General features: G+C 29.7%; 24 protein-coding genes. 13 read left to right on the forward strand and 11 right to left on the reverse strand.

What is annotated here, in order from left to right; translation table 11 throughout:
* Positions 1-11 precede the first annotated feature (11 nt).
* The 4 genes from J3U20_RS08660 to rlmD form a co-directional block, all read right to left on the reverse strand.
* A complete protein-coding gene (locus J3U20_RS08660) occupies positions 12-1,322 on the reverse strand; it encodes a UDP-glucose dehydrogenase family protein (protein WP_160542889.1) in 1,311 nt (436 codons plus the stop codon).
* 82 nt (positions 1,323-1,404) lie between these two features.
* A complete protein-coding gene (locus tag J3U20_RS08665) occupies positions 1,405-2,085 on the reverse strand; it encodes a DUF6048 family protein (RefSeq protein ID WP_160542890.1) in 681 nt (226 codons plus the stop codon).
* A complete protein-coding gene (locus tag J3U20_RS08670) occupies positions 2,051-2,533 on the reverse strand; it encodes a DUF6452 family protein (RefSeq protein ID WP_160542891.1) in 483 nt (160 codons plus the stop codon). Before J3U20_RS08670 ends, J3U20_RS08665 begins: the two co-directional genes overlap by 35 nt.
* 2 nt (positions 2,534-2,535) lie before the next feature.
* Positions 2,536-3,942 (reverse strand): 23S rRNA (uracil(1939)-C(5))-methyltransferase RlmD, encoded by a 1,407-nt coding sequence (gene rlmD, locus J3U20_RS08675; RefSeq protein ID WP_160542892.1) that lies wholly within the window; start codon positions 3,940-3,942, stop codon positions 2,536-2,538.
* A 179-nt stretch (positions 3,943-4,121) separates the two neighbouring features.
* On the opposite strand from rlmD, the gene J3U20_RS08680 reads away from it, so the two are divergent.
* Positions 4,122-5,306 carry a pyridoxal phosphate-dependent aminotransferase gene (locus J3U20_RS08680; protein WP_160542893.1) on the forward strand — a complete coding sequence of 395 codons (1,185 nt, stop codon included), beginning with the start codon at positions 4,122-4,124 and terminating at the stop codon, positions 5,304-5,306.
* A 103-nt stretch (positions 5,307-5,409) separates the two neighbouring features.
* On the opposite strand, the gene J3U20_RS08685 is transcribed toward J3U20_RS08680, so the two are convergent.
* A complete protein-coding gene (locus tag J3U20_RS08685) occupies positions 5,410-5,736 on the reverse strand; it encodes a YegP family protein (RefSeq protein WP_160542894.1) in 327 nt (108 codons plus the stop codon).
* 211 nt (positions 5,737-5,947) lie between these two features.
* Positions 5,948-6,742, reverse strand: a complete 795-nt coding sequence (locus J3U20_RS08690; RefSeq protein ID WP_160542895.1) for a TrmH family RNA methyltransferase — start codon at positions 6,740-6,742, stop codon at positions 5,948-5,950.
* A gap of 80 nt (positions 6,743-6,822) precedes the next feature.
* Here J3U20_RS08690 and J3U20_RS08695 point away from each other — a divergent pair, with 80 nt between their 5' ends.
* The 12 genes from J3U20_RS08695 to rnr all read left to right on the forward strand — a co-directional run bounded on the left by J3U20_RS08695 (position 6,823) and on the right by rnr (position 19,120).
* Complete coding sequence (locus tag J3U20_RS08695; protein WP_160542896.1) at positions 6,823-7,269, forward strand: ribonuclease domain-containing protein; 447 nt, start codon at positions 6,823-6,825, stop codon at positions 7,267-7,269.
* Positions 7,266-7,541 (forward strand): barstar family protein, encoded by a 276-nt coding sequence (locus J3U20_RS08700; RefSeq protein ID WP_160542897.1) that lies wholly within the window; start codon positions 7,266-7,268, stop codon positions 7,539-7,541. The genes J3U20_RS08695 and J3U20_RS08700 overlap by 4 nt, the downstream gene beginning before the upstream one ends.
* 73 nt (positions 7,542-7,614) lie before the next feature.
* A complete protein-coding gene (locus J3U20_RS08705; RefSeq protein ID WP_160542898.1) occupies positions 7,615-8,340 on the forward strand; it encodes a polyprenol monophosphomannose synthase in 726 nt (241 codons plus the stop codon).
* The gene (locus tag J3U20_RS08710; RefSeq protein WP_160542899.1) at positions 8,337-8,705 is read left to right on the forward strand and encodes a DUF4296 domain-containing protein; all 369 of its coding nucleotides are present in this window, start codon (positions 8,337-8,339) and stop codon (positions 8,703-8,705) included. The genes J3U20_RS08705 and J3U20_RS08710 overlap by 4 nt, the downstream gene beginning before the upstream one ends.
* 4 nt (positions 8,706-8,709) lie before the next feature.
* On the forward strand, positions 8,710-9,192 hold the full coding sequence (locus J3U20_RS08715; RefSeq protein ID WP_160542900.1) for a thioredoxin family protein: 483 nt from the start codon (positions 8,710-8,712) through the stop codon (positions 9,190-9,192).
* An 85-nt stretch (positions 9,193-9,277) separates the two neighbouring features.
* Positions 9,278-11,413 (forward strand): S9 family peptidase, encoded by a 2,136-nt coding sequence (locus J3U20_RS08720; protein WP_160542901.1) that lies wholly within the window; start codon positions 9,278-9,280, stop codon positions 11,411-11,413.
* A gap of 567 nt (positions 11,414-11,980) precedes the next feature.
* Positions 11,981-13,648 (forward strand): DUF6909 family protein, encoded by a 1,668-nt coding sequence (locus tag J3U20_RS08725; RefSeq protein ID WP_160542902.1) that lies wholly within the window; start codon positions 11,981-11,983, stop codon positions 13,646-13,648.
* 14 nt (positions 13,649-13,662) lie between these two features.
* Complete coding sequence (locus J3U20_RS08730) at positions 13,663-14,673, forward strand: hypothetical protein (RefSeq protein WP_160542903.1); 1,011 nt, start codon at positions 13,663-13,665, stop codon at positions 14,671-14,673.
* The gene (locus J3U20_RS08735) at positions 14,654-15,625 is read left to right on the forward strand and encodes a Gfo/Idh/MocA family protein (protein WP_160542904.1); all 972 of its coding nucleotides are present in this window, start codon (positions 14,654-14,656) and stop codon (positions 15,623-15,625) included. Before J3U20_RS08730 ends, J3U20_RS08735 begins: the two co-directional genes overlap by 20 nt.
* A gap of 180 nt (positions 15,626-15,805) precedes the next feature.
* Positions 15,806-16,144 (forward strand): CidA/LrgA family protein, encoded by a 339-nt coding sequence (locus J3U20_RS08740; RefSeq protein WP_160542905.1) that lies wholly within the window; start codon positions 15,806-15,808, stop codon positions 16,142-16,144.
* Positions 16,141-16,854 (forward strand): LrgB family protein, encoded by a 714-nt coding sequence (locus J3U20_RS08745; protein ID WP_160542906.1) that lies wholly within the window; start codon positions 16,141-16,143, stop codon positions 16,852-16,854. Before J3U20_RS08740 ends, J3U20_RS08745 begins: the two co-directional genes overlap by 4 nt.
* A 112-nt stretch (positions 16,855-16,966) precedes the next feature.
* Positions 16,967-19,120 carry a ribonuclease R gene (rnr, locus tag J3U20_RS08750; protein WP_160542907.1) on the forward strand — a complete coding sequence of 718 codons (2,154 nt, stop codon included), beginning with the start codon at positions 16,967-16,969 and terminating at the stop codon, positions 19,118-19,120.
* Between the two features lie 52 nt (positions 19,121-19,172).
* Here the strand turns inward: rnr and J3U20_RS08755 are convergent, their stop codons facing one another.
* From J3U20_RS08755 to trpC, 5 genes are all read right to left on the reverse strand, one after another.
* Positions 19,173-19,712, reverse strand: coding sequence for a methylated-DNA--[protein]-cysteine S-methyltransferase (locus tag J3U20_RS08755; protein WP_255410558.1), 540 nt, complete (start codon positions 19,710-19,712; stop codon positions 19,173-19,175).
* Between the two features lie 96 nt (positions 19,713-19,808).
* On the reverse strand, positions 19,809-20,228 hold the full coding sequence (locus tag J3U20_RS08760) for a methylphosphotriester-DNA--protein-cysteine methyltransferase family protein (protein ID WP_185149854.1): 420 nt from the start codon (positions 20,226-20,228) through the stop codon (positions 19,809-19,811).
* A 216-nt stretch (positions 20,229-20,444) separates the two neighbouring features.
* Entirely contained in the window at positions 20,445-21,218 is a 774-nt protein-coding gene (gene trpA, locus J3U20_RS08765; protein ID WP_160542908.1) for a tryptophan synthase subunit alpha, read from the reverse strand.
* Positions 21,211-21,840: a phosphoribosylanthranilate isomerase gene (locus J3U20_RS08770; RefSeq protein ID WP_160542909.1), complete on the reverse strand. Its 630-nt coding sequence runs from the start codon at positions 21,838-21,840 to the stop codon at positions 21,211-21,213. The genes trpA and J3U20_RS08770 overlap by 8 nt, the downstream gene beginning before the upstream one ends.
* Before the next feature lie 16 nt (positions 21,841-21,856).
* The gene (trpC, locus tag J3U20_RS08775) at positions 21,857-22,639 is read right to left on the reverse strand and encodes an indole-3-glycerol phosphate synthase TrpC (protein ID WP_160542910.1); all 783 of its coding nucleotides are present in this window, start codon (positions 22,637-22,639) and stop codon (positions 21,857-21,859) included.
* Between the last annotated feature and the right edge of the window lie 6 nt (positions 22,640-22,645).

The raw sequence follows: 22,645 nt of genomic DNA on the forward strand, positions 1-22,645 counted from the left end.
TTAAAAATTATCTATCCATTTATTAATTTCCTACCAATACTTTTATAATAAAAGCCATGAATTTGTAATTCATCTAGATTATAAAGGTTTCTTCCATCAAAAATAGCTTTTTTATTCATCTTTTTTTCTAAAATATCAAAATGAGGATTTCTAAATTCGCCCCATTCTGTTACAATAATTAATGCATCTGCACCTTCTACACAATCATACATATTGTTGGCATATTCTATTTTATTGCCTAATATTTTTTTTACATTATTGACGGCAATCGAATCGTATGCTTTAACTTTTGCTCCTTTTTCCAGAAGCATATCAATTATTTCAAGTGAGGAAGCTTCCCGAATATCATCCGTATTTTCTTTGAAAGCTAACCCCCAAATTGCTATTTGTTTATTTTTTAAATCTCCTAAATATTTTTCGACTTCGGGTACTAATATGGTTTTTTGTTTTTGGTTTACCTCTTCTACAGATTCCAAAATTTCAAAAGTATATCCAACTTCTTTTCCGCTTTTAATTAAAGCTTTTACATCTTTGGGAAAACAACTTCCTCCATATCCTACACCCGGAAATAAAAATCGATTCCCGATTCTTTCATCCGACCCCATACCTAATCTTACTTTATCAACATCTGCTCCTACTTTTTCGCAGTAATTAGCTACTTCATTCATAAAAGTGATTTTGGTGGCTAAGAAAGAATTGGAAGCATATTTTGTTAACTCAGAAGATTTTTCATCCATCTTTATCATTTTAGCACCGGCATTAGTTAAAGACAAATAAATTTTATCCATTATTTCAAATGCTTTCTGTGAACCGGCTCCCACAATTACTCTTTCAGGGTTCATAAAATCTTCCACAGCATATCCTTCTCGTAAAAATTCCGGATTTGAAACAACATCGAAAGGTACTTGAGTTTTTGATTTTATCAGGTTTTTGACTTTTTCTGCTGTACCTACCGGAACCGTACTTTTATTTACAATTAAGGTATATTCAGTCATTAAATCTCCTATTTGACCGGCAACTTCCAGTACGTAAGACAGATCCGCTGAGCCATCTTCTCCCGGTGGAGTTGGCAAGGCTAAAAATATTACATTTGAAACTCGCATTGCTTCACTCAAATCTGTGGTGAAAAACAAACGACCTCCTTTTATATTTCTCAGAAATACTTCTTCTAATTGTGGCTCATAAATGGGTACTTGCCCATTTTTCATCAAGGTAACTTTTTCTTCATTTATATCAACACAATGTACACTATGTCCCAAATCTGCAAGGCAGGTTCCTGAAACCAGTCCTACATATCCTGTACCAACAATTGTAATATTCATATATTTAAATATTTTACAAAAATATAATTTATATTTTATTAATTATTTTATCTATTAGTAATACTATAGGTTTTCAATAGGATTAAAATAATTTATAAGATATCCCCCAGAAAAGAGATATATTTGCCGATCCCTTATCTTTTCCATACCCGGGAATAACTAAATTGTCTACATTTTTCTGTTTGCTGGAAAACAATAGAAATTTAGGACGAACCATGAAATCAATATAAAACGGTGAGTTTCCAATTTGAACTTTAGCTCCTGCAACTGCTTCTAACCAGCCGGAACTTACATTTGCTTCCGGTAAAGAACCTTCTCCAATTATTTGTATTTGTCCTTCGGGATTCATTCCCTTAAGAGGATATTTTTTTACATTTTGCTTGAAGGGGGAATAACCAAATCTTCCTCCTATATAAAACCCTTCGCCTGATTTTTCATAGTTGTTAGTTAAAATATAATTTATTCCTATTTCTCCAAAAACTCCTTTTGCATCAATATTCCAATTATTTTTATTATAAATATTTTTTTCATACCCTACTTCGGCAACAGCCAACCACCTATTTTTAATTTTATAAGCGATAAAACTACTATAATTTTTTTTATCTGCAAAAAAACCAGCAACCGGATTTAATAAATCCACTCCTATAAATAGTTGATGCTTTGGATTTTTTACCGGAATAGAATCGTTGCTTTTTGTTTGGGAATGAGCATATATACCCAGAAATACACTAATAAGCAATACGTAAATTCGTAGAGGATTCATTATAAATTTGATTAGTTTGACCTGTTATGGATTTTATAGTTGTAAGCGCAGTTGCATCATAAGTTACCTCATTAAATATTACCTTGAATCCACATGCCTTTGAAACAAACTGTTGATCAGTCAGGTATTTTATTGTAATAATATTTTTACTTGAATCCGGAGTATGCAGTGTATCGTATAAATAAAAAACAGTTTCGTCGGATAAAGAATTTAAAGGTAATTGAATACTGTCTTTTCCAAGAAAGACACCTTCCGAATGTACAGAACCATCCGGCATTTTCCTGTCAACATATAATCGAGTTTTCTTATATTTACTACCTAAACTATCCAATTCTATAGTCAATCTCGGTGTAGTAACTTTGTCGCAAACATCATCATCTACACAGGAAAAAACAAGTAAACCTATAAAGAATAGGACGAATAGTATATTTATTTTTTTTTGAAACATTTTTATTTTAGTTTAAGAAGCGCAACGCTTTCTACATGATAAGTCTGTGGAAACATATCTACAGCTTGAACTTTTACAACCTCATATTTTTCTTTCATCAACTCCAGATCCCTAGCTTGTGTTGCTGAATTACAACTTACATAAACTATTTTTGGGGGGGCTATGCGTAATATAGTTTCTACTACATTTTTATGCATTCCTTCTCTCGGCGGATCGGTAACAATAATATCCGGATGACCGTTTTCATGAATAAATTTTTCCGTGAATATATCTTTCATATCTCCACAATAAAAACGACAATTTTTAATATTATTATACTCTGCATTTTCTTTCGCAGCTTTTATTGCCTCGGGTACCGCTTCTACACCGACCACCGTTTTTGCTTTACGAGAAATAAATTGCGCTATGGTTCCTGTTCCTGTATAAAGATCATACACTACTTCATCGCCTTTTAAATCTGCAAAATCTCTTGCTATTTCGTATAATTTTACGGCTTGTTTATAATTAGTTTGAAAAAATGATTTGGGTCCAATTTTAAATTTTAGTCCTTCTATCTCCTCCATTAAAAAACCATTTCCATGGAATATTTTAACATCCAAATCATATAAGCTGTCATTTCCTTTAGAATTTATTGCATAAAGAATCGTTTTTACTTCAGGAAATTCTTCGCGAATATAGTTCAATATTTTGCCAATATTTTGCTCATCCTCTCTAAAAAACTGTAGCAAAACCATTAGATCATTTTTAGAATTAGAACGAATCATTAATGTTCTAAGAAATCCACTTTGTTCTTTAAAATCATAAAATTCCATCTTATGCTTTAAAGCAAACTCTTTAATTGAATTTCTGATTTTATTTGAAGGTTCTTGTTGTAAAAAACATTCTTTAATGTCTAATACTTTATTCCATTGTTGAGGTATGTGAAAACCCAACGCATTTTTATCTTCAATATCTTTATCGGATTGTATTTCTTCAGATGTCAACCATCGAGCATTAGAAAAGGAAAATTCCATTTTATTTCTGTAGAAATACTTATCCGTTGAAGGGACAATGGTTAATTCTTGAAAATTATCAATTTTTCCAATTCTTTTTATATTATTGTAAACCTCTTTCTCTTTATATTCTAATTGTTTTTCATAAGAAAGATTTTGCCATTTACAACCTCCGCATATTCCAAAATGCATACATTCGGGATCCACTCGATCAGAAGAATATTTAATAAAATCTAAAACTTTAGCTTCATAATAATTTTTTTTAGACTTAATTACCTGGGCATTAACTACATCCCCCGGTACGGCATATCCTACTAATACTGTTTTTCCTTCTTCAGTTTTTCCTATCGCAACCCCTTTAGCTCCGGCAGTAGTAAGCTCTAAATTGGGGATTTGAATATTTTTTTTTCTTCTCAAATTACAGAATATAAAATAAGATTACAAAAATACACAAAAAATGTATTCTATAAAAAGAGATTATATTTACTGATTTTGAACTGAATACTCTTCATATTTTTATCTTATAAAACTATTTTAATCTAAAAAAATACTGTATTTTTGAGTTTTGAAAAACAATAAAAATTAATTAGTCCAAAATGAATTTATTATCCGATCGCGTTAATCGTCTTAGCTATTCTCAAACCTTTGTTATGTCTAACAAAGCTCGAGAATTAAAAGCTCAAGGAATCAATGTTATTAGCTTAACTTTGGGAGAGCCTGATTTTGAAATTCCTGAATTTGTAAGGGAATCTGCCATCAAAGCGATTAATGATGGTGTTAAATCCTACACCCCCGTTCCCGGATATCTTGAATTAAGAAAAGCTATTGCTAATAAATTTAAAAGAGACAATAATTTAGAATATAAACCTGATCAAATAGTTGTTTCGAACGGAGGAAAACAGTCTATTATTAATGTATTGCTTTCAATCATTAATGATGGAGATGAAGTAATCGTTCCTGCTCCTTATTGGGTAAGCTATTATGAAATGGTTAAACTTGCCGGAGGGGAAAATATTGTGGTAAATACTACCATTGACACTGATTTTAAAATCACACCCGAACAGCTTGAGAGCGCTATAACTCCAAAAACCAAAGCGTTTTTATTCAGCTCTCCATGTAATCCTTCGGGAACTGTCTATACTAAAGAGGAATTATATGCCTTAGCTCAAGTATTAGAAAAGCATCCTAACGTAATTATTATTTCTGATGAAATATATGAATATATAAATTATGAAGGAAAACACGAAAGTATAGCTCAATTTCCTGAAGTTTTTAATCAGACTGTAACAATTAACGGCGTTTCCAAATCGTATGCCATGACAGGTTGGAGAATTGGATATTTAGGAGGCCCAAAATGGCTTACTGATGCTTGTGATAAAATTCAAGGACAAATGACCTCAGGGGCAAATTGTATTGCCCAAATGGCATCTATAACAGCTATAGAAGCTGATCCTTCGGTTATTAATTATATGATTGACGGTTTTAAAAAGAGAAGGGAGCTTGTATACAATTTATTGCACGAAATTCCGGGATTTAAAGTTAATAAACCGGCCGGAGCATTTTATTTCTTTCCTGATGTATCTTTTTATTTTGGAAAGACTATTCAAGGACATAAGATTACAAATTCCGATGATTTTGCTTTATTATTATTAGAAAAAGCACATGTAGCTACAGTGGGTGGTGTATGTTTTGGAGACAGTAATTGCATACGATTATCATATGCGGCTTCTGAAAAAGATCTTATTGAAGCTTTAAAAAGAATCAAAAATACCCTATCGTAAAAAAATCATTTCTTAGTTATAAAAAATAAAAGCTGTGAAAATTCACAGCTTTTATTTTTAGTAAATATTCAAACCTAATTTATATAGGCTCCGGTCAATTTTTCTATTTAGATAAATCAACCGTTTCTGCTGTCGGGGCATTGTTCATTACTGATTTTACACCATTCTTAGCATTAGTTTCATTGTCATAAAGCTCGCTGGTTCCTACTATTTGTCCGTTACCGGCTTTTAAGTTAAAGAACCATTTTTTGTTAGAGGACTGTTTCAATTCAAAACGATCTTCGTTTTTGGAATTTCTTTTTACAGAACTAACACCTTTTTGACAATTTGTTTTTTGGGTATATCCTTCACTTGCCAGGATAATTTGCCCGTTTTTTGCTTTCAGTCTAAATCGAAAAGCACCTGATTTGTCTTTAAAAATTTCAAACATAGTTGTACAAATTTTAGTCTTACTTTATTAAGCTTTTTAGTGTTATTTATCCAACTATATTACAATATTCTTGTTTTTTTCAACAAATAATAGAGTAACAATGTTCTCTTTTTCTAAACAATTTCATACAAAGATATAAGTTCTAATTAATAAAGAACAAGAATAATATATTTTTATGACATAATACACATAAAGTTTGCAAATATTATTTTCATAAGTGCTTGTTTAACATGATTTTTTGTCTTTCCACTTCATAACAAACAATTGCAACTGCATTGCTTACATTTAATGAATCTATTTGTCCTTTCATAGGAATTAGTATATTTTCTTTTATTTTATTTTTCCAAAAATCAGAAATACCGGAATGCTCTGTTCCAAATATGACTGCAGCTGATTGGGTAAAATCAACATTTTGTATAATTTTTGAGGTTTCAGTCATATAAGTAGCATAAATTGGTACATCCATTTTTATAAGAAAATCATATATATTTGCATTATTTGTTGATATAATAGGAATATTAAAAAAACTTCCTACCGATGACCGTAGTACATTGGGATTATACAGATCTGCTTTTTCTTCACATACTACAACCATATCTACACCAAACGCATCTGCTGACCTGCATATTGCCCCAAGATTACCCGGTTTTTCAATTGATTCAATAATCAGGATAAATGGGCGATCCGGTAATTTTATTTGGTCTAATTCATAGGTCTTATATTCATAAACCCCCAGTATGCCTTCAGATAGTTTCCTATAAGCGATCTTATCATAAACAGATTGTGATACTTCATATTTTATAGCGGAAGAAGGCAGTGTTATAGAATCTTGAAAAATATGTGGTTGTATGTAAAATTCAATAGGAATAAAACCATTTTTTAAGGCGAAAAAATTTTCATTTTTGCCTTCAACAATGAATTTCCTTTGACTTTTCCTTTCTTTACTTTTTTCTAATAATTTTACTAAATTCTTTATTTTTGGATTTTTATTACTTTCTATATACATGATATAAAAGAAATTTGGCAAAAGTAAAAAAACTTATTCATTATTTAGATAATTTTATTACTTATATTTGAATTATTAGCATGAAAATTAAAAAACAACCCTTTTTTTATAGTCTTTTCTTTAGTGTTTTAATAATAATTTCCTTAATCCTTAGTTATAACCTTTCAACTAAAAAATTAAATCTTGGGCAATTTAATATAGAACAGCTAAGTTCAGAAGATATTGTTATAAATTATATAAAAATACATCATTCCTTACCAAATTATTATATTAAAAGATTAGATGCGCGCAAAGCCGGTTGGAAGCCCGAAAAAGGTAATTTATGTCAAATACTCCCGGGAAAAATAATTGGCGGGGATATATTTAAAAATAGAGAAAATAAGATTCCGTCCAAAAAGGGAAGAAAATGGACGGAAGCCGATTTGAATTATAAGTGCGGAATGAGAGGTGCCGATCGTGTTATTTTTTCGAATGATGGACTAATTTTTGTAACTTATGACCATTATAAGACTTTTCAACAAAGATGAAAACAGTTTCTTTTGATTTTGACTCTATTTCTTCTTTACCTAAATTTTACCGAGTTTTTCAAAAAAAATTCGGCCTTGATTCTCATACGGCCAATAATTTGGACGGACTTTGGGATACGCTTACCGGTATTATTGAATTGCCTGTAAAAATTAATTTCCAAAACTTAGATTTAGATAAAATCCAAAAGTTTAAACAATTAATTGCCTTATTTGAAGAAGCTGAAAAAGAAACTGATAGAGAACTCGTGTTTTCTTATTTTTTATCCAAATAACTTATAATTTTGGATTACCTTTGTTGATAGTGTTGCTAGAAACATAAATTTACTTTATTAAAAACAATATACTGTGTCCGATAAAAAACTAGTCATAATTCCTACATACAATGAAATTGAAAACATTGAAGATATCATTTCATGTGTGTTTAGCCTGGAAGAGGATTTCGATATATTGATTGTTGATGATTCTTCTCCTGATGGCACAGGAGAGACAGTTGCCGACTTAATTCCAACATATTCCAATCGTCTTTTTTTAGAAGTTCGAAGTACTAAAAATGGCTTGGGAAGAGCCTATATCCATGGTTTTAAATGGGCATTGCAAAAGGGATATGATTATATTTTTGAAATGGATGCTGATTTTTCACATAACCCGAATGATTTAATTAAACTGTATCGGGCTTGTAAAAATGGAGCAGATTTAGCTGTTGGTTCTCGTTATTGCCAGGGAGTTAATGTAGTTAATTGGCCGATGAATCGGGTGCTACTTTCTTTTTTTGCCTCTAAATATGTGCGTTTGATTACCGGATTACCCATTAACGATTCTACTGCCGGTTTTGTATGTTTCACTCGAAAAGTATTGGAGGAATTACCTCTTGATCAAGTGGAATTAGTAGGATATGGCTTTCAAATTGAAATGAAATTTAGAGCGTATTGCAAAAAATTTAAAATTGTTGAAATTCCTATTATATTTACAGACCGAACTAAAGGAAAATCGAAGATGAGTGGAGCCATCATCAGTGAAGCTGTTTTCGGAGTAATTAAAATGAAATTTATGTCTTTATTAGGAAGATTATGAGACTTTATTTATATATATTTATTAGTCTGTCTTTAGTGCTTTTTTCATGCCAACATCCGCTTGAAAAACCTGATCATCTGCTCTCTAAAAAGGATATGATTGCTATTTTAAGTGACATATATTTATATAAACAAACTCCAACCAATCTTCCGTTGGATCAAGAAACTGCTTTTGATACATACGTTTCTATATTTAAGGCTCATCATACCACTAAAGAAATTTTTCAAAACAGTTATATATATTACTATACAGATGTAAATGCTTTACAGCATATATATGATAAAGTTATTGATAATCTTAAAAGTAAATTAACTAAAGAGCAGCAACAACAATTAAAAGAAGAAGAATCACCCGAAAACCCTTGATAAAATGAAAATCAAATTTTTAGTTCTATGTATATTTTTTGTCTCAATGGTATTTTCACAAGATAAAAAAATATATAATCCTGATGATCATGCTCAACAAAAAATTGATTCTTGTATTAGTGAAGCTAAAAAAGAAAAAAAATTTATTTTGCTTCAAATCGGTGGAAATTGGTGTATCTGGTGTATTCGATTCAATACTCTAACTCAAAATAACGATGCTATAAAGAATATTTTAACGGAAAATTATATTGTATATCATTTAAATTATTCAAAAGAAAATAAAAATGAGTCTATTTTAGCTAAATTAGGCTATCCTCAACGTTTTGGTTTTCCAGTATTCGTAATCTTAAATGAAAAAGGTGAAAGAATTCATACGCAGCAGTCTGATTTTTTAGAAGACAACAATTCAGGATATGACGTTAAAAAAGTTGAAAAATTTTTAAAAGATTGGTCTCCAAAAGCCGTTGATCCCAATTTCAATAATTAATAAAGGCACTTTCGTTTGTTATTAAAAGCGTATGTTAGCTAATAAAAGCTATTATTTATTATTCTAAATTTTAAAAATGATCTTTATGAGATTTGATAAAAGTATATTGTTATCTATAATTTTATGCATATTCGTAGTAAATATTAATGCTCAAAAAATAACATTAGAAGAAATATGGAGCGGTAAATTTTATCCAAAAACCATTTCAGGAATAAAATCTTTAAAAAATGGTAAAGAATATACTATTCTAACTAAAAATGGTATTGAAAAATATTCCTATGATACCTTTGATAAAATTAATACGATCATTTCGGGTACTTATTCCGATTATTTATTTAATAACGATGAAAATTATTTGCTTTTAGAAAATGAATCGTTTCCAATATATCGACGCTCAAAATCGGGAATTTATACTCTGTATAACATAAAAACCCAATCATTTTTAGAGGTTTTCAATAAAAAGCCTATACAAGAACCTATTTTTTCTCCTGATGGTACTAAAATAGCATTTGTTTATGAAAATAATATCTATTATCAAGAATTTCCCTCATTACAAATAACGCAAGTTACGCACGATGGAAAAAAGAATAAAATCATAAATGGAATTTCAGATTGGGTTTATGAAGAAGAGTTTGCTCATGTAAGAAACTTTGAATGGTCGCCGGACGGAAAGAATATTGCTTTTATACATTTTGATGAATCTCATGTTAAAGAAGTTGATATTCCATTATATGAAAACTTTTTGTATCCCGATCATTTCATTTATAAATATCCAAAAGCTGGAGAAGACAATTCTATTGTTAGCTTAAAGTTATATAATTTAGATAAAAAAGAAATTAATACGGTTTCTTTATCTAACTACGAAAACTATTATATTATAAATAGTAAATTCTCACCCAATGGAGATTTATTCGCGATAACTTCCAATCGTTTTCAAAATAAAATTACTGTTTTAAAAGTAAACCCGGCAAATCTTAACACTCAATTATTAGTAACGGAAACATCCACTACTTGGATTGACACTGACAAACTTTATATTAATTTATTAGCCGATGGAAGTTTTGTTTTAAACTCCGAAAAAAACGGCTACAATCACTTATATCTTTATAATGCTAAAGGACAATTAATAAAACCTATTACTAAAGGGAATTGGGACGTAATTCGAATTTATGGAATAGATAATAAAAATTCCCTCTTATACTTTCAATCCAATGAAAAAGGATCTAACAATAGGATAGTTGCCTCCGTTAACATCAAAACCGGTAAACGGAAAATTTTAACAGATGAAATAGGAACCCATAATGCCTCTTTTAGTACTGATTTTTCTTATTTCATCGATCAATTTAGTACAGCAAATACACCTCCTGTATTTACATTGAGGAACAATAACGGATCTATATTAAAAACTCTAGAAGATAATTCGTCCTTAGTATCTTATGCCAATAAGAAAGAAATTCAAAAATTAGAATTTATTGAAATTCCAACTAAAAATGGGATTAAGTTGAAATCATACATGATTAAACCTATAAATTTCAATCCTGATAAAAAATATCCTGTTTTAATGTATGTATACGGAGGCCCCGGATCTCAAACGGTAACCAATTCTTGGGATTCATTCAATTATTGGTGGCACCAAATGCTTGCGCAAGAAGGATATATAATTGTTTCCGTTGATGGAAGAGGAACCGGTGGAAGAGGGGAAAACTTTAAAAAATCAACATATAAACAGCTAGGAAAACTTGAACTTGAAGATCAAATTGCTGCTTCAAAGTGGTTGCAAACCCAATCCTTTATCGATTCTAACCGAATTGGAATATGGGGCTGGAGCTTTGGTGGTTATTTAACTTCTCTATGTATGACAAAGTCTAATGGATTATTTAAAATGGGAATAGCTGTTGCGCCGGTAACCAATTGGAGATTCTATGATACTATTTATACCGAACGATTTTTACAAACTCCTCAAGAAAATCCAACAGGATATGATGAAAATTCACCTATAAACTTTGCAAAAGATTTACAAGGTAAATTTTTAATTATTCATGGAACGGCAGATGACAATGTACATTTTCAAAATTCTGCAGCTATGATCAATGCTCTTATTGAAAATGGAAAACCATTTGATACAGCTATTTATCCTGATAAAGATCATGGAATTTATGGCGGAAATACTCGATATCATTTATATCATAAAATGACTGATTACATTAAATCAAATCTGTAAAAATTCTTTAAATATTAACATTTTCTGTTGATACATATATGTTTTTAGTGTTTCTTTGAATTATATCAAATAAAATTCTTAGCAGCTAATAAAATATCTTTATTTCATTTAAAAAGATTTTTTATATTCTTATTAAGTTATTTTAAAATCTAATTACAAAAAAATCAATCATAATACTGTATCATTGGCTTTTTATAATGCAATGATTTAATATTAAATTTAAACAAAAATATACAAAAAGAACACTTAGGATAAAATTTGGCTTAATTTTTGTTAACACTCTATATAATTTATATTTTATACTTCTAAATAATTTTTCTTTTATACTAATTATGTATTGTTTTTGTTAAATTTTTAAATCAAAAAAAAGTAATATGATTCAATTTTATTTTCTACCACATTAATTATTTTTATATAATTATAACAATAAACACATCTTAATTAAAAACTTTATTCTAATTTATATTCTAATTAAGACAAGCCCATTTCCTTAAAAGGATATGTACAACTATAATTTCTTATTCTAAATAAAAGAATGTATTATCTTTATTTAAAAAAATTATCCATATGACAATATATAAAGCCAGAGAATCGACAGACGTAATTGAAAGATTGTATATAACCATGCGTCACCTTTTTAACCGAGGCGGCTTCAAACCAACGGGTACTTCAGGACTTGAATTAAGAAACTATTTGTTAAAACTAAATCCGGAAATATACGGATCAATAGCAGATCCGGATAAAGTGGAACTTAATGGGCTCAACTATGTATTAGACAGGCTCCCACAAGGGATTGAAGAATGTTCATTTATATTTTTAACCTCCAATGAAGGATTAGACAAATCATCATTTACCCCTATTTATCCTAAAAAAAGAAGGAGAACTTGTTATCGGGTGGATGAGCACCAAATGAACATTGAAGTATTATTAGGAAGATCTGAAATTTATGATATATTAACCCACCTTACGTTTTTATATAATGAAGCAGACAAAATCAGAAAAAGAACTCATGATTTTAACGGAAAAGTAGGAAGAATCTGGATATCTGTTGAAAATGCAGCCTTAAGCTCTGAACCTTTAAAAAGAAAAGAAAGAGAGGTAATTTTAGCCCATATAGCTACCATGCTGGGCAGAAGCTTTGATGAAGTAATTACCGCTTATAAAAACTTTCAAGAAGCAAATGATCCTGACCGTTTTATAAAGATTATTTACAATTTAGGAAGAGTAAGCAAAGAAGACGAATTAGGAATTCGAAGAAGAGAAATATTTTTCAGCTCCATTTTGAAGGAAAGAGTGGGTCATCATTTATTTGGTGAAAAATGGGCGGAAAATGTTAAAAAAACATTAATTAAAAATAAGTTAATTAATAAAAAAATTCACATTATAAGCTCCAATATGCATAGTGTGAAAAATATGTTGTATGCTTTTGATTCTTTAAATAAGACTTTTCATGCTGATGAAGAATTAAAAATGTATGAAGATTTAAGTAAAAATTTAGATTTAGTTGATTCTGTAAAAAGTTATGCTCAAAAAAATGGCATGATATACAGTAAAGATACCAGCGGATCAAATATTGACGTTCAAATCTTCGATCTATCTAAGATTAATTTTAAAAACACCCCTTTTAAAAATATTAAAAACATAAACAAAGAAGACATTTTAATTGTTTTTGATTATGCATTCGGAGAACAGGCTTTTGAGATAATGGATGAATTATTAAGGCCAATAAATAATGCGAAAGAAAAATTAAAGCTGAATGTTGACTCAATATCTATCTTAGGTAAAGCCGGAATTTTAGTTGGAAATAAAGGCGATATTATGATTCCAACTGCCCATATATTTGAAGGGACAGCAGATAACTATCCTTTTCACAACCAACTTTCCTTAAAAGATTTTGAAGGATATAATATTAACGCTTATAAAGGAGCCATGATTACCGTATTAGGTACTTCCTTACAAAATAAAAATGTTTTAACTTATTTTATGCAAACATCTTGGAAAGCCATCGGTTTAGAAATGGAGGGAGCACATTATCAAAAAGCTATTCAAGTGGCATCTAAAATACGTCATCATATAGGTGAAAACGTAAAATTAAGATATGCTTATTATGCCTCAGATAACCCTTTAGAAACCGGAAGTACGTTAGCCTCCGGTGGATTGGGTTTAACCGGTGTAAAACCTACGTATTTGATCACTCAAAAGATACTTGAGCAAATATTAAATATTAAAAATTAATTTATCTAAAATAAATGACTAAACAAAACCAAAACCACGAAGTAAATATTATAGATTTTTTTAATTATCTTATAAACATTGTTAAAAAAATTGGAACTAAAATTATTAATATTTTCGAAAAAATTTTTAAAACTATCTTATGGTTTATTATTTTATTAAAAAAATACTTTCTTTTTATTTTAATTGTCGTAATTATTTCCGGTGTGTTAGGTTACTTAAATAAGGGCATTATACCCATTTATTATAATTATGATATGATTGTTGAACCTAATTTTAATAGTTCTAAAACACTATATCAACTCATTGACTCATACAATAAATTAGCTGCAAATAAAGAAAGCAAACTTAAAGGTTTAAAAAATATATCAATACAACCTATTAAATCACTAACTGAAGAGCTTAATATATTTTATACTACCATAAAAAATAATGATAATATTGTAAAAAATGATTCTATTTTTTCGAAAAACTTTGAATTAATTAATAAGTTTAGACAATATCTTGTAGACACTGATTATCTTAAACACTCTATACATATAACATCAACAAATAAACTTTCTTCTGAAGAAATTAAAAACGAAATTTTAAGTCCGTTTGAAAATGATCCGTTTTTTTCCCGTTTTAAAGAAGCTTATTTAAATTCAATAGATACTAAATCTAAAATATATAAAAATGAATTAAAGATAATTGATACCCTCTTACTATCTATAGCTAAAGGGGATAAATCCAAAATTTCCGCATCTTCTCTATCTATTAATAAAGATTCTAAAACGAATGTTGAACAGGATTTACTTAATAAAGCATTAAAGATAACACAATTATTAGCTGATACTGAAGTAGAAAAAGTTCAAAAATCTCAAGTAATAACACTAATTTCAGAACCTCAATTAGTTGATAACAATTCTTTAATTACAAATAGAAGTACGTATTCTTTTATTTTATATGGTTTTTTATTTTCAATATTTATAATTTTGCTTATCCAATTTGTAAAATATTTAAATAAATTTGAAAAAAAACACTCTTAAAATAGCTATTATAGGATTCGGCCATATAGGAAAAATACACTATGAAAATATCACACAAAATGAAAATTTAAATGTAGTTGCTTTGATTGATACGGATAATTCCGTTTTGGAAAATAAAAATATCCCTATTTTTCAAAGTATATCAGAATGCCATTTTATTTTCCCTGATATTGATTTGTATATAGTTGCAACACCCAACGGTTACCATTATAAACAAACGAAAGAAATCCTGGAATTATCTAAAAATGTGTTGGTGGAAAAACCCATTACATTTCATAAATTCCAAATTGAAGAATTAATTACTATCGCAAAGAATAATAATGTTCGATTATTTACCTCTCTGCAACTACGTTTTTCACATATAATAAACCACGTCAAAAATTTAATTGACAATGATTATTTAGGTGAAATTTTTCTTATAAATATTGAATGTTTTTGGAACAGAAATGACCGCTATTATAAAAAAAATTCATGGCGTGGAACAAAGCAGTTAGATGGAGGAATACTGTTTACTCAATTCTCTCATTTCATAGACATAATACATTATTTATTGGGAAAAATTGAATTACTAAGCAATTTAACTGCCAATTATACGCTTCAAAACGTAATTGAATTCCCCGATAGTGGAATTTTACAATTTAAATCGGGAAAAACCCTGGGAAGCATGTGTTACACGATCTCTACCTATGATAAAAATTTTGAATCATCAATTACTATCATTGCAGAAAAAGGAACAATAAAAATTGGTGGCCAATATTTGGATCAACTAGTACATTATAATGTAAAAGAGAGCTTTTTAGAAGGTATTGATTTGCCTAAAGAACCGCTTCATAAATTGTTATATAAAGAAATAGTACATTCGTTAAAAAATTCAACCTCATCTTGTTTAGATGCTGAAAATTCGATTGAAACTATTGATTTTATTGATAAAGCGTCTAGCTATTTAGCCTAAACAAATTGGCTTATTTATAAACTAGTGATGGAATAATTATTTCCAATATATAAAATATTTAATCGTAATTTTATCAAAATACAAATCAAAATCTAAATTTTTACTTAAAAATTATTTTTTTGATTAAATATCTTATGAAAAATAATATTTGATTTATATTTAATATAGTAATTTTGCTATATGAAATTAATTTCACAACTAGGAATTATATTACTGTTGTATTTTATCGGTGAATTAATAGTTTTCATCCTGCAAATAAAGATACCTGGAAGCATATTAGGCATGCTGTTATTACTTGTATCTTTACAATTGAATATCATAAAAGTGGAAGATATAAAAGAAGTGGCTACTTTCTTTTTAAATAATATGCTGATTTTATTTATACCTTTAGGGGTTGGATTAGCTTCCCAATGGGACTTAATCTCTAAGGAATGGTTAGCAATTATAATATCCATTATACTTAGTACCTTTATCGTGTTATTAACTGTAAGTTTACTTATTAGAAAGAAAAAAGAATGAAGGAATTTTTAGATACTCCTCTTTTTCATATAACGTTAACCTTACTGGTTTTTTGGTTATGTAATCTGTTGTTTACTAAATTCAAATATAAAATACTTCATCCGGGTATAACCTCTATAATCTTATTGATTGTCTATTTAAAAGTGACACATACTTCGTATGAAGATTATAACAATAATACCTCTTTAATTTCTTTTTGGCTGGGACCATCCGTGGTAACTTTGGGTCTACCGCTTTATTTGTATATAAAACATTTAAAAGGCAGTTATATACGAGTTTTTATCGCTATGATAGCGGGAAGTCTTGCGGGAATTATTTCCGTGGTTGTTATAGCAAAAATTCTAGGCGCTTCAGACATTATAGCTTATTCTTTATCTCCAAAATCTGTAACAACGCCTATTGCAATGGAGGTATCTAAAGGACTGGGAGGTATTCCGTCTCTTACTATTGCGATAGTTTTTATTACCGGATTTGTCGGTGCCCTTTTCGGATGGGGATTCCTAACTAAATTAGGAATTAAAGATCACAAAGCAATCGGAATAGCTGTGGGTTCTGCTTCTCATGCTATAGGTACGGCGGAAATTGTTAAAAATGGCGAAAAATTTGGCGCTTACGGAGCACTTGGAATGGCTTTAAATGGTGTATTAACTGCTATATTTGCTCCTATACTAACTCCGTATTTAATCCAACTATTAAATTCGATTGGATAAATATTCGTTGTGGTTAACTTTTTGTAACAATAAATAATTACTTATTACTATAAATTTATCTGATAAGTTTTTATGAAATAGGCGAATATTTAAATAAATTTTAAAATATATTATGACTAAGAAAAAGAGAATAATTTCTACTAAACATAAAGAGAAACTACGAAATTTAAAAAGAAATATACTTAACATCTTTATAAAAAACCCGAATAAACAATACAATTATAAACAAATATCCACAATACTGGATTACAAAAATCCCAGACAAAGGGAATTTGTAATACAAGGACTTTTAAGTTTGGTTTCTGAAAAACAACTAACAGAAATAAAAACCGGAAAATATCAAATCAATTCCATAAAAGAATCCGTTACCGGAAAAATTGATTTCAGTCAGAATGGTAATGCCTATTTAATTGTTGACGGTCTTGAAAAAGATATTTTTATACCGAAAGGAAAAACAGGAAAAGCTTTACAAAATGACATTGTAAAAGCTATAGTCCATCAATTTAAAAACAGAAAACCGGAAGGAGAAGTTGTTGAAATCCTGGAACGTTACAAAACAAAATTTGTTGCAAAATTTGAATATTCTCCGAACAAAAACTTTGGATTTGCAGTAGTTAATAAACCTTCCGTTCACACTGATTTTTTTATACCAAAAGATAAATTCAACGGTGCAAAAAACGGTCAACTGGTAGTGGTTCAACTCCTCGATTGGCAAGATAAAGAAGACAGTCCTACGGGATCTATTGTTGAAGTATTAGGAGATCCCGGAGAAAATGAAACCGAAATTCATGCTATTTTAAGTGAATATGGGTTACCTTATACATTTCCTTATGAAGTTGAAAAAGAAGCGGAAAAACTTGATATACGCATATCAGAGGATGAAATATCTAAAAGAAGAGATATGCGTACTGTCACTACATTTACCATTGACCCTGTTGATGCTAAGGATTTTGATGATGCACTCTCTATCGAAAAGTTAGACAACGGCAACTGGGAAATCGGAATTCATATTGCAGATGTTTCCCATTATGTAAAGCCGGGAACCCTATTAGATAAAGAAGCCTATTTAAGAGGAACTTCCGTGTATTTAGTCGATAGAGTCGTTCCAATGCTTCCTGAAGTTTTAAGCAATAATGTTTGTTCCTTACGTCCTAAAGAAGATAAATATACTTTTTCCGCCGTATTTGAATTGGATGAGAAAGCACAAGTAAAAAAACAGTGGTTTGGACGAACGGTTATCCATTCAGACAGAAGATTCACTTATGAAGAAGCCCAAGAGATTATCGAGGGAAAAAAGGGCGATTTTGAAGAAGAAATACACACCCTTAATAATTTGGCAAAGCTACTAAGAGAAGATCGAATGAACAAAGGAGCAATCTCTTTTGATAAAATAGAGGTAAAATTTAATTTAGATGAAAATAAAAACCCCGTAGGTGTTTATTTTAAAATTGGAAAAGACAGCAATCATTTAATTGAAGAATTTATGCTCCTGGCCAATAAAAAAGTTTCCGAATATGTTAGTACCAATAAAAAAGGAAATCCAACCGATCGAACTTTTATTTATAGAATTCATGACGACCCGGATCCGATAAAATTACTCTCTCTTAAACAATTTGTAAATACTTTGGGATATGATATAAATATAACCAATAAAAATAAAACCTATCAATCCATCAATAAATTACTTGCCGACGTAAAAGGGAAAGGCGAAGAAAATATGATTGAAACGCTAACCATCCGTACTATGTCAAAAGCAAAATATTCAACCGAAAATGTCGGTCACTATGGTTTAGCTTTCGATTATTACAGTCATTTTACCTCTCCGATACGTCGATATCCTGATGTAATTGCCCATCGTCTCTTACAAGATTTTCTAGACAAAAAACCGTCTGCAAACAAAGAAATCATCGAGAATATGGCAAAACATTGCAGCAATATGGAAAAATTAGCCGCCGATGCTGAAAGAGACAGTATTAAATACATGCAGGTTAAATTTATGGAAAAGCACTTAGGTGAATCTTTTGAGGGAGTAATCACCGGAGTAACCGAATATGGTATTTATGTAGAAATTAAAGAATTCGGAACCGAAGGAATGATTAAAACAAGAGATATACGGGATGATGATTATCGCTATGATGAAAAGACCTATTCAATTATTGGACAAAGAACCGGCAATCAATATCAGTTGGGAGACTCTGTATTTATTAAAGTTATAAAAGCTAATCTTGAAAAGAAACAATTAGATTTTGAACTTATTGAGAATTGATAAAAATAAATTAGTAACCAATTATACTATATAGTCTGTTATATTGCTAATATCAAAACAATTTTAATTGTAACGAACCTTTTGCTTCTAACTCTAATAATTTTTTCTTTCTCCACAGTCCTCCTCCATAACCTGTTAAAGATCCATCCGAACCAATGACCCTATGACAAGGAACCAATATAGAAATCATATTCATACCGTTAGCATTTGCAACCGCTCGAACAGAAGAGGGCTTACCGATACGTTTTGCTTGAATGGCATAAGTTGAAGTTTTGCCGTAAGGTATTTGAAGAAGGACCTTCCATACCTCTTTTTGAAAATCAGAACCAACCCAGTCTAAAGGAACTGTAAATTCTTTTAAAGTACCTTCAAAGTATGAGTCTAATTGTTGCTTTAATTGTTTAAATAAACTATTTTCACTTGGCACAATAGAAGTATTAAAACGCTTTGATATTAATTGTAGCTCTCTTTCTAACATTTTACGATCCGAAAATTCCAATAAACATATGCCTTTCTCTGAGGCACAAGCAATCATAGTACCTAAAGGGGTTGCCAAGCGGGTAAGATTAATTAATTGTTTTTCTTTACTCATTTTAGGTGTAATTCCTGTTATTTTTTTAAAAGTTTCATTAAATCCGCTCAACGATTCAAATCCTGAGTCATAGGCAATATGTGTAATATTCTTTCCTTATTTACATTTTTTAAATGCCTCATTTATTCTATACATTCTTTGATACACATGAAAAGTAATTCCATGATTTTTAAGAAACCACCTTCTAACTTTTATTGGCTCAATTCCCATATTTCTTATATCAAAGTCTTTTAATTTAATATTGGGGTTGTCTTCCAAATGTTGTAATAATTTATGAATATATTCCGGCGTCTCACCATTCCTTTCCATAGGATGACATATTTTACATGCTCTATATCCTTTACTTAAAGCTTCTTTAGTTGAAGAAAAAAATTCAACATTCTCAAATTTAGGTTTTCGTGCTGAACAGGTAGGACGGCAAAATATACCGGTAGTTTTAACACCAACAATAAAAGTTCCTTCAAATGAACTATCCCTTTCTAATAAGGCTTTGTAAAATATTTTTTTTTGATCCATGGAAAAAGTATTTTTTAATCTACCCGCTTTCTCTGTAAATCCCTTTATTATAAGGATAAACAGAAATACACTTACTATTTAAAAAATTATTTTAAAATAATTTTTTTGTTAAAATTAGTTCAGGCGAAGATTGTACTGCAACCGAAAAATGAACATATATTTTTTCCATGAAAAGATAAAGGGTATTAACCAAACACTTAAAAACTAAAAAACCCATTAAGTTTTTAAAGTGTTTTTTAATTCTTGAACCGCTTTTTCTATTGTATTATTATCTTTTAACAAGGTAATGAACTTACTACCAATAATAGCGCCGTTAGCATAAGATTGTGCGACTTCTAAAGTAGTTTTATTTGAAATACCAAACCCTATTAAACGAGGATTACGCAATTTCATCGAATTAATTTTTTGAAAATATTCTACTTTTTTATCATCAAAACTTTTTTGCGCTCCCGTTGTTGAGGCAGATGAAACCATATATATAAATCCATCCGTATTTTCATCAATCAAGCGAATTCTTTCTTCTGATGTTTCGGGAGTTATAAGCATTATAACTTTTATATCATAAGTTTCAAAAATCGATTTATATTTTGTACTATAATCATTAAAAGGCAAATCAGGTATAATTGCTCCATCCACACCGACTTCTTTACATTTTTTACAAAAATTTTCAATTCCGTATTGCATAATAGGATTTAGATATCCCATTAATAGCAACGGCAATTCAACTTCTTTTCTCACTTCTTTAATTTGTTCGAAAAGCAATTTTAAATTCATTCCATTCTTCAAGGCCAACGTGCCGCTTTCCTGAATGGTCGGCCCATCTGCCATAGGGTCTGAAAAGGGTATACCCACTTCTACTAAATCTATGCCGTTTTTTTCAAGCTCTTTTATGATCTTACCAGTATCGGCAAGATTCGGATATCCGGCCGTAAAATAAATGGAAAGAATGTCTTTCTGTTTTTTATTAAATAATTGCTTTATTCTATTCATAGTTTATTTCTTCTATAAATTTTTTTATTAATTCAATATTTTTTCTTCCCGGTTCTAGTTCAAACTTACTGTTTAAGTCCAAACCATATAATTTAGGATGCTTTATTTCTTTAATTTTACCTACATCTTCCATTGAAATACCTCCACTTAAAAAAAAAGGAAGTTCACCTGTATAAAAATCCATCAACGACCAATCGAACTTTTTCCCTGAGCCTCCATATTGCGTGCTTTTAGTATCAAACAGAAAGAAGTCACAAACTGAGTTATATTCTTTTGTACTGTGCAAATCATTAGGGGATGATACATTAAAAGCCTTAATTATTTTTATATTAGGAAAACTTTTTATGAGATCTGAACAATATTTTGGATGTTCCAATCCATGAAGTTGGATAACATCCAACTTATATTTTTCAATCCTATGGAAAATCAATTCTATTTTTTCATTAACAAAAACCCCAACCCTCAAAATATCTTTAGTTTGTGAAAGAATGGTTTCGGGGAGTATCTTATCTATATAACGTAAGGATTTCGGGTAAAATATAAATCCCATATAATCTATAGGTACTAGAGAAAGATGCTCAATATTATCAGGATATTTCATCCCACAAACTTTAATTTTCATCTATTAATTGGTATGATTATGTAAGTTCTTCAATAAAATCTTGTAAAGCTTTACCGGGATTATTCGTTTTCATAAAATTTTCACCCATTAAAAATCCTTTATATCCGGCTAGCATTAAGTCTTTTACAGTTTGAGAAGAAGATATTCCACTTTCAGAAATTTTCAAAAACTCAGGGGATATTTTATTAACCATGTCAAATGAAACTTGTACATCCGTAACGAAGGTTTTTAAATTACGATTATTAATTCCTACTACATCTACCCATTCGTTAATATAATCTAATTCCTTTTCATGATGCAATTCCAACAACACATCCAATCCAATATTTTTAGCTTGTTTTGCCAATTCTTTAGTTTTTTCAACAGTTAAAGCTGCGGCTATCAACAATATTGCACTTGCACCGTAAGCCTTAGCTTCAAAAAGTTGATATTCATCAATCATAAAATCTTTACGAAGAAGGGGAGTTTGTGTAATGGCTTCTGCATTAACCAAATCCTGCAAATTACCTCCAAAAAAATCAGTATCGGTGAGAATGGATATAGCACTTGCTCCGTTTTCAGAATAACAAGGTATAATTTGTTCTATTTTTGCATCTTTAAAAATCCAATCTTTCGAGGGAGATCGACGTTTAAATTCTGCAATTATACCTGTTGAAGATCTTTGTATGGATTCTTTAAAAGATTGTCTTTTCTTTACATTTTGTATTTTATTTTCCAGATCTTTAATTGAAATTTTCCTTTTTGATTTTTCAATTTCAATCCTTTTACAATCAATAATTTTATCTAAAATAGTAGGCATTTTTTT

This window comes from Apibacter sp. B3919 (assembly GCF_026537405.1).
In the GTDB taxonomy this organism is placed as follows: Bacteria; Bacteroidota; Bacteroidia; order Flavobacteriales; family Weeksellaceae; genus Apibacter.

What these genes read in the sequence shown, in the direction of transcription:
- J3U20_RS08660 (WP_160542889.1), bottom strand. Translation starts at nt 1,322, where the DNA reads ATGAATATTACAATTGTTGGTACAGGATATGTAGGACTGGTTTCAGGA.
- J3U20_RS08665 (WP_160542890.1), bottom strand. Translation starts at nt 2,085, where the DNA reads ATGAATCCTCTACGAATTTACGTATTGCTTATTAGTGTATTTCTGGGT.
- J3U20_RS08670 (WP_160542891.1), bottom strand. Translation starts at nt 2,533, where the DNA reads ATGTTTCAAAAAAAAATAAATATACTATTCGTCCTATTCTTTATAGGT.
- J3U20_RS08680 (WP_160542893.1), top strand. Translation starts at nt 4,122, where the DNA reads ATGAATTTATTATCCGATCGCGTTAATCGTCTTAGCTATTCTCAAACC.
- J3U20_RS08685 (WP_160542894.1), bottom strand. Translation starts at nt 5,736, where the DNA reads ATGTTTGAAATTTTTAAAGACAAATCAGGTGCTTTTCGATTTAGACTG.
- J3U20_RS08690 (WP_160542895.1), bottom strand. Translation starts at nt 6,742, where the DNA reads ATGTATATAGAAAGTAATAAAAATCCAAAAATAAAGAATTTAGTAAAA.
- J3U20_RS08695 (WP_160542896.1), top strand. Translation starts at nt 6,823, where the DNA reads ATGAAAATTAAAAAACAACCCTTTTTTTATAGTCTTTTCTTTAGTGTT.
- J3U20_RS08700 (WP_160542897.1), top strand. Translation starts at nt 7,266, where the DNA reads ATGAAAACAGTTTCTTTTGATTTTGACTCTATTTCTTCTTTACCTAAA.
- J3U20_RS08710 (WP_160542899.1), top strand. Translation starts at nt 8,337, where the DNA reads ATGAGACTTTATTTATATATATTTATTAGTCTGTCTTTAGTGCTTTTT.
- J3U20_RS08715 (WP_160542900.1), top strand. Translation starts at nt 8,710, where the DNA reads ATGAAAATCAAATTTTTAGTTCTATGTATATTTTTTGTCTCAATGGTA.
- J3U20_RS08720 (WP_160542901.1), top strand. Translation starts at nt 9,278, where the DNA reads ATGAGATTTGATAAAAGTATATTGTTATCTATAATTTTATGCATATTC.
- J3U20_RS08725 (WP_160542902.1), top strand. Translation starts at nt 11,981, where the DNA reads ATGACAATATATAAAGCCAGAGAATCGACAGACGTAATTGAAAGATTG.
- J3U20_RS08730 (WP_160542903.1), top strand. Translation starts at nt 13,663, where the DNA reads ATGACTAAACAAAACCAAAACCACGAAGTAAATATTATAGATTTTTTT.
- J3U20_RS08740 (WP_160542905.1), top strand. Translation starts at nt 15,806, where the DNA reads ATGAAATTAATTTCACAACTAGGAATTATATTACTGTTGTATTTTATC.
- J3U20_RS08745 (WP_160542906.1), top strand. Translation starts at nt 16,141, where the DNA reads ATGAAGGAATTTTTAGATACTCCTCTTTTTCATATAACGTTAACCTTA.
- rnr (WP_160542907.1), top strand. Translation starts at nt 16,967, where the DNA reads ATGACTAAGAAAAAGAGAATAATTTCTACTAAACATAAAGAGAAACTA.
- J3U20_RS08755 (WP_255410558.1), bottom strand. Translation starts at nt 19,712, where the DNA reads ATGAGTAAAGAAAAACAATTAATTAATCTTACCCGCTTGGCAACCCCT.
- J3U20_RS08760 (WP_185149854.1), bottom strand. Translation starts at nt 20,228, where the DNA reads ATGGATCAAAAAAAAATATTTTACAAAGCCTTATTAGAAAGGGATAGT.
- trpA (WP_160542908.1), bottom strand. Translation starts at nt 21,218, where the DNA reads ATGAATAGAATAAAGCAATTATTTAATAAAAAACAGAAAGACATTCTT.
- J3U20_RS08770 (WP_160542909.1), bottom strand. Translation starts at nt 21,840, where the DNA reads ATGAAAATTAAAGTTTGTGGGATGAAATATCCTGATAATATTGAGCAT.
- trpC (WP_160542910.1), bottom strand. Translation starts at nt 22,639, where the DNA reads ATGCCTACTATTTTAGATAAAATTATTGATTGTAAAAGGATTGAAATT.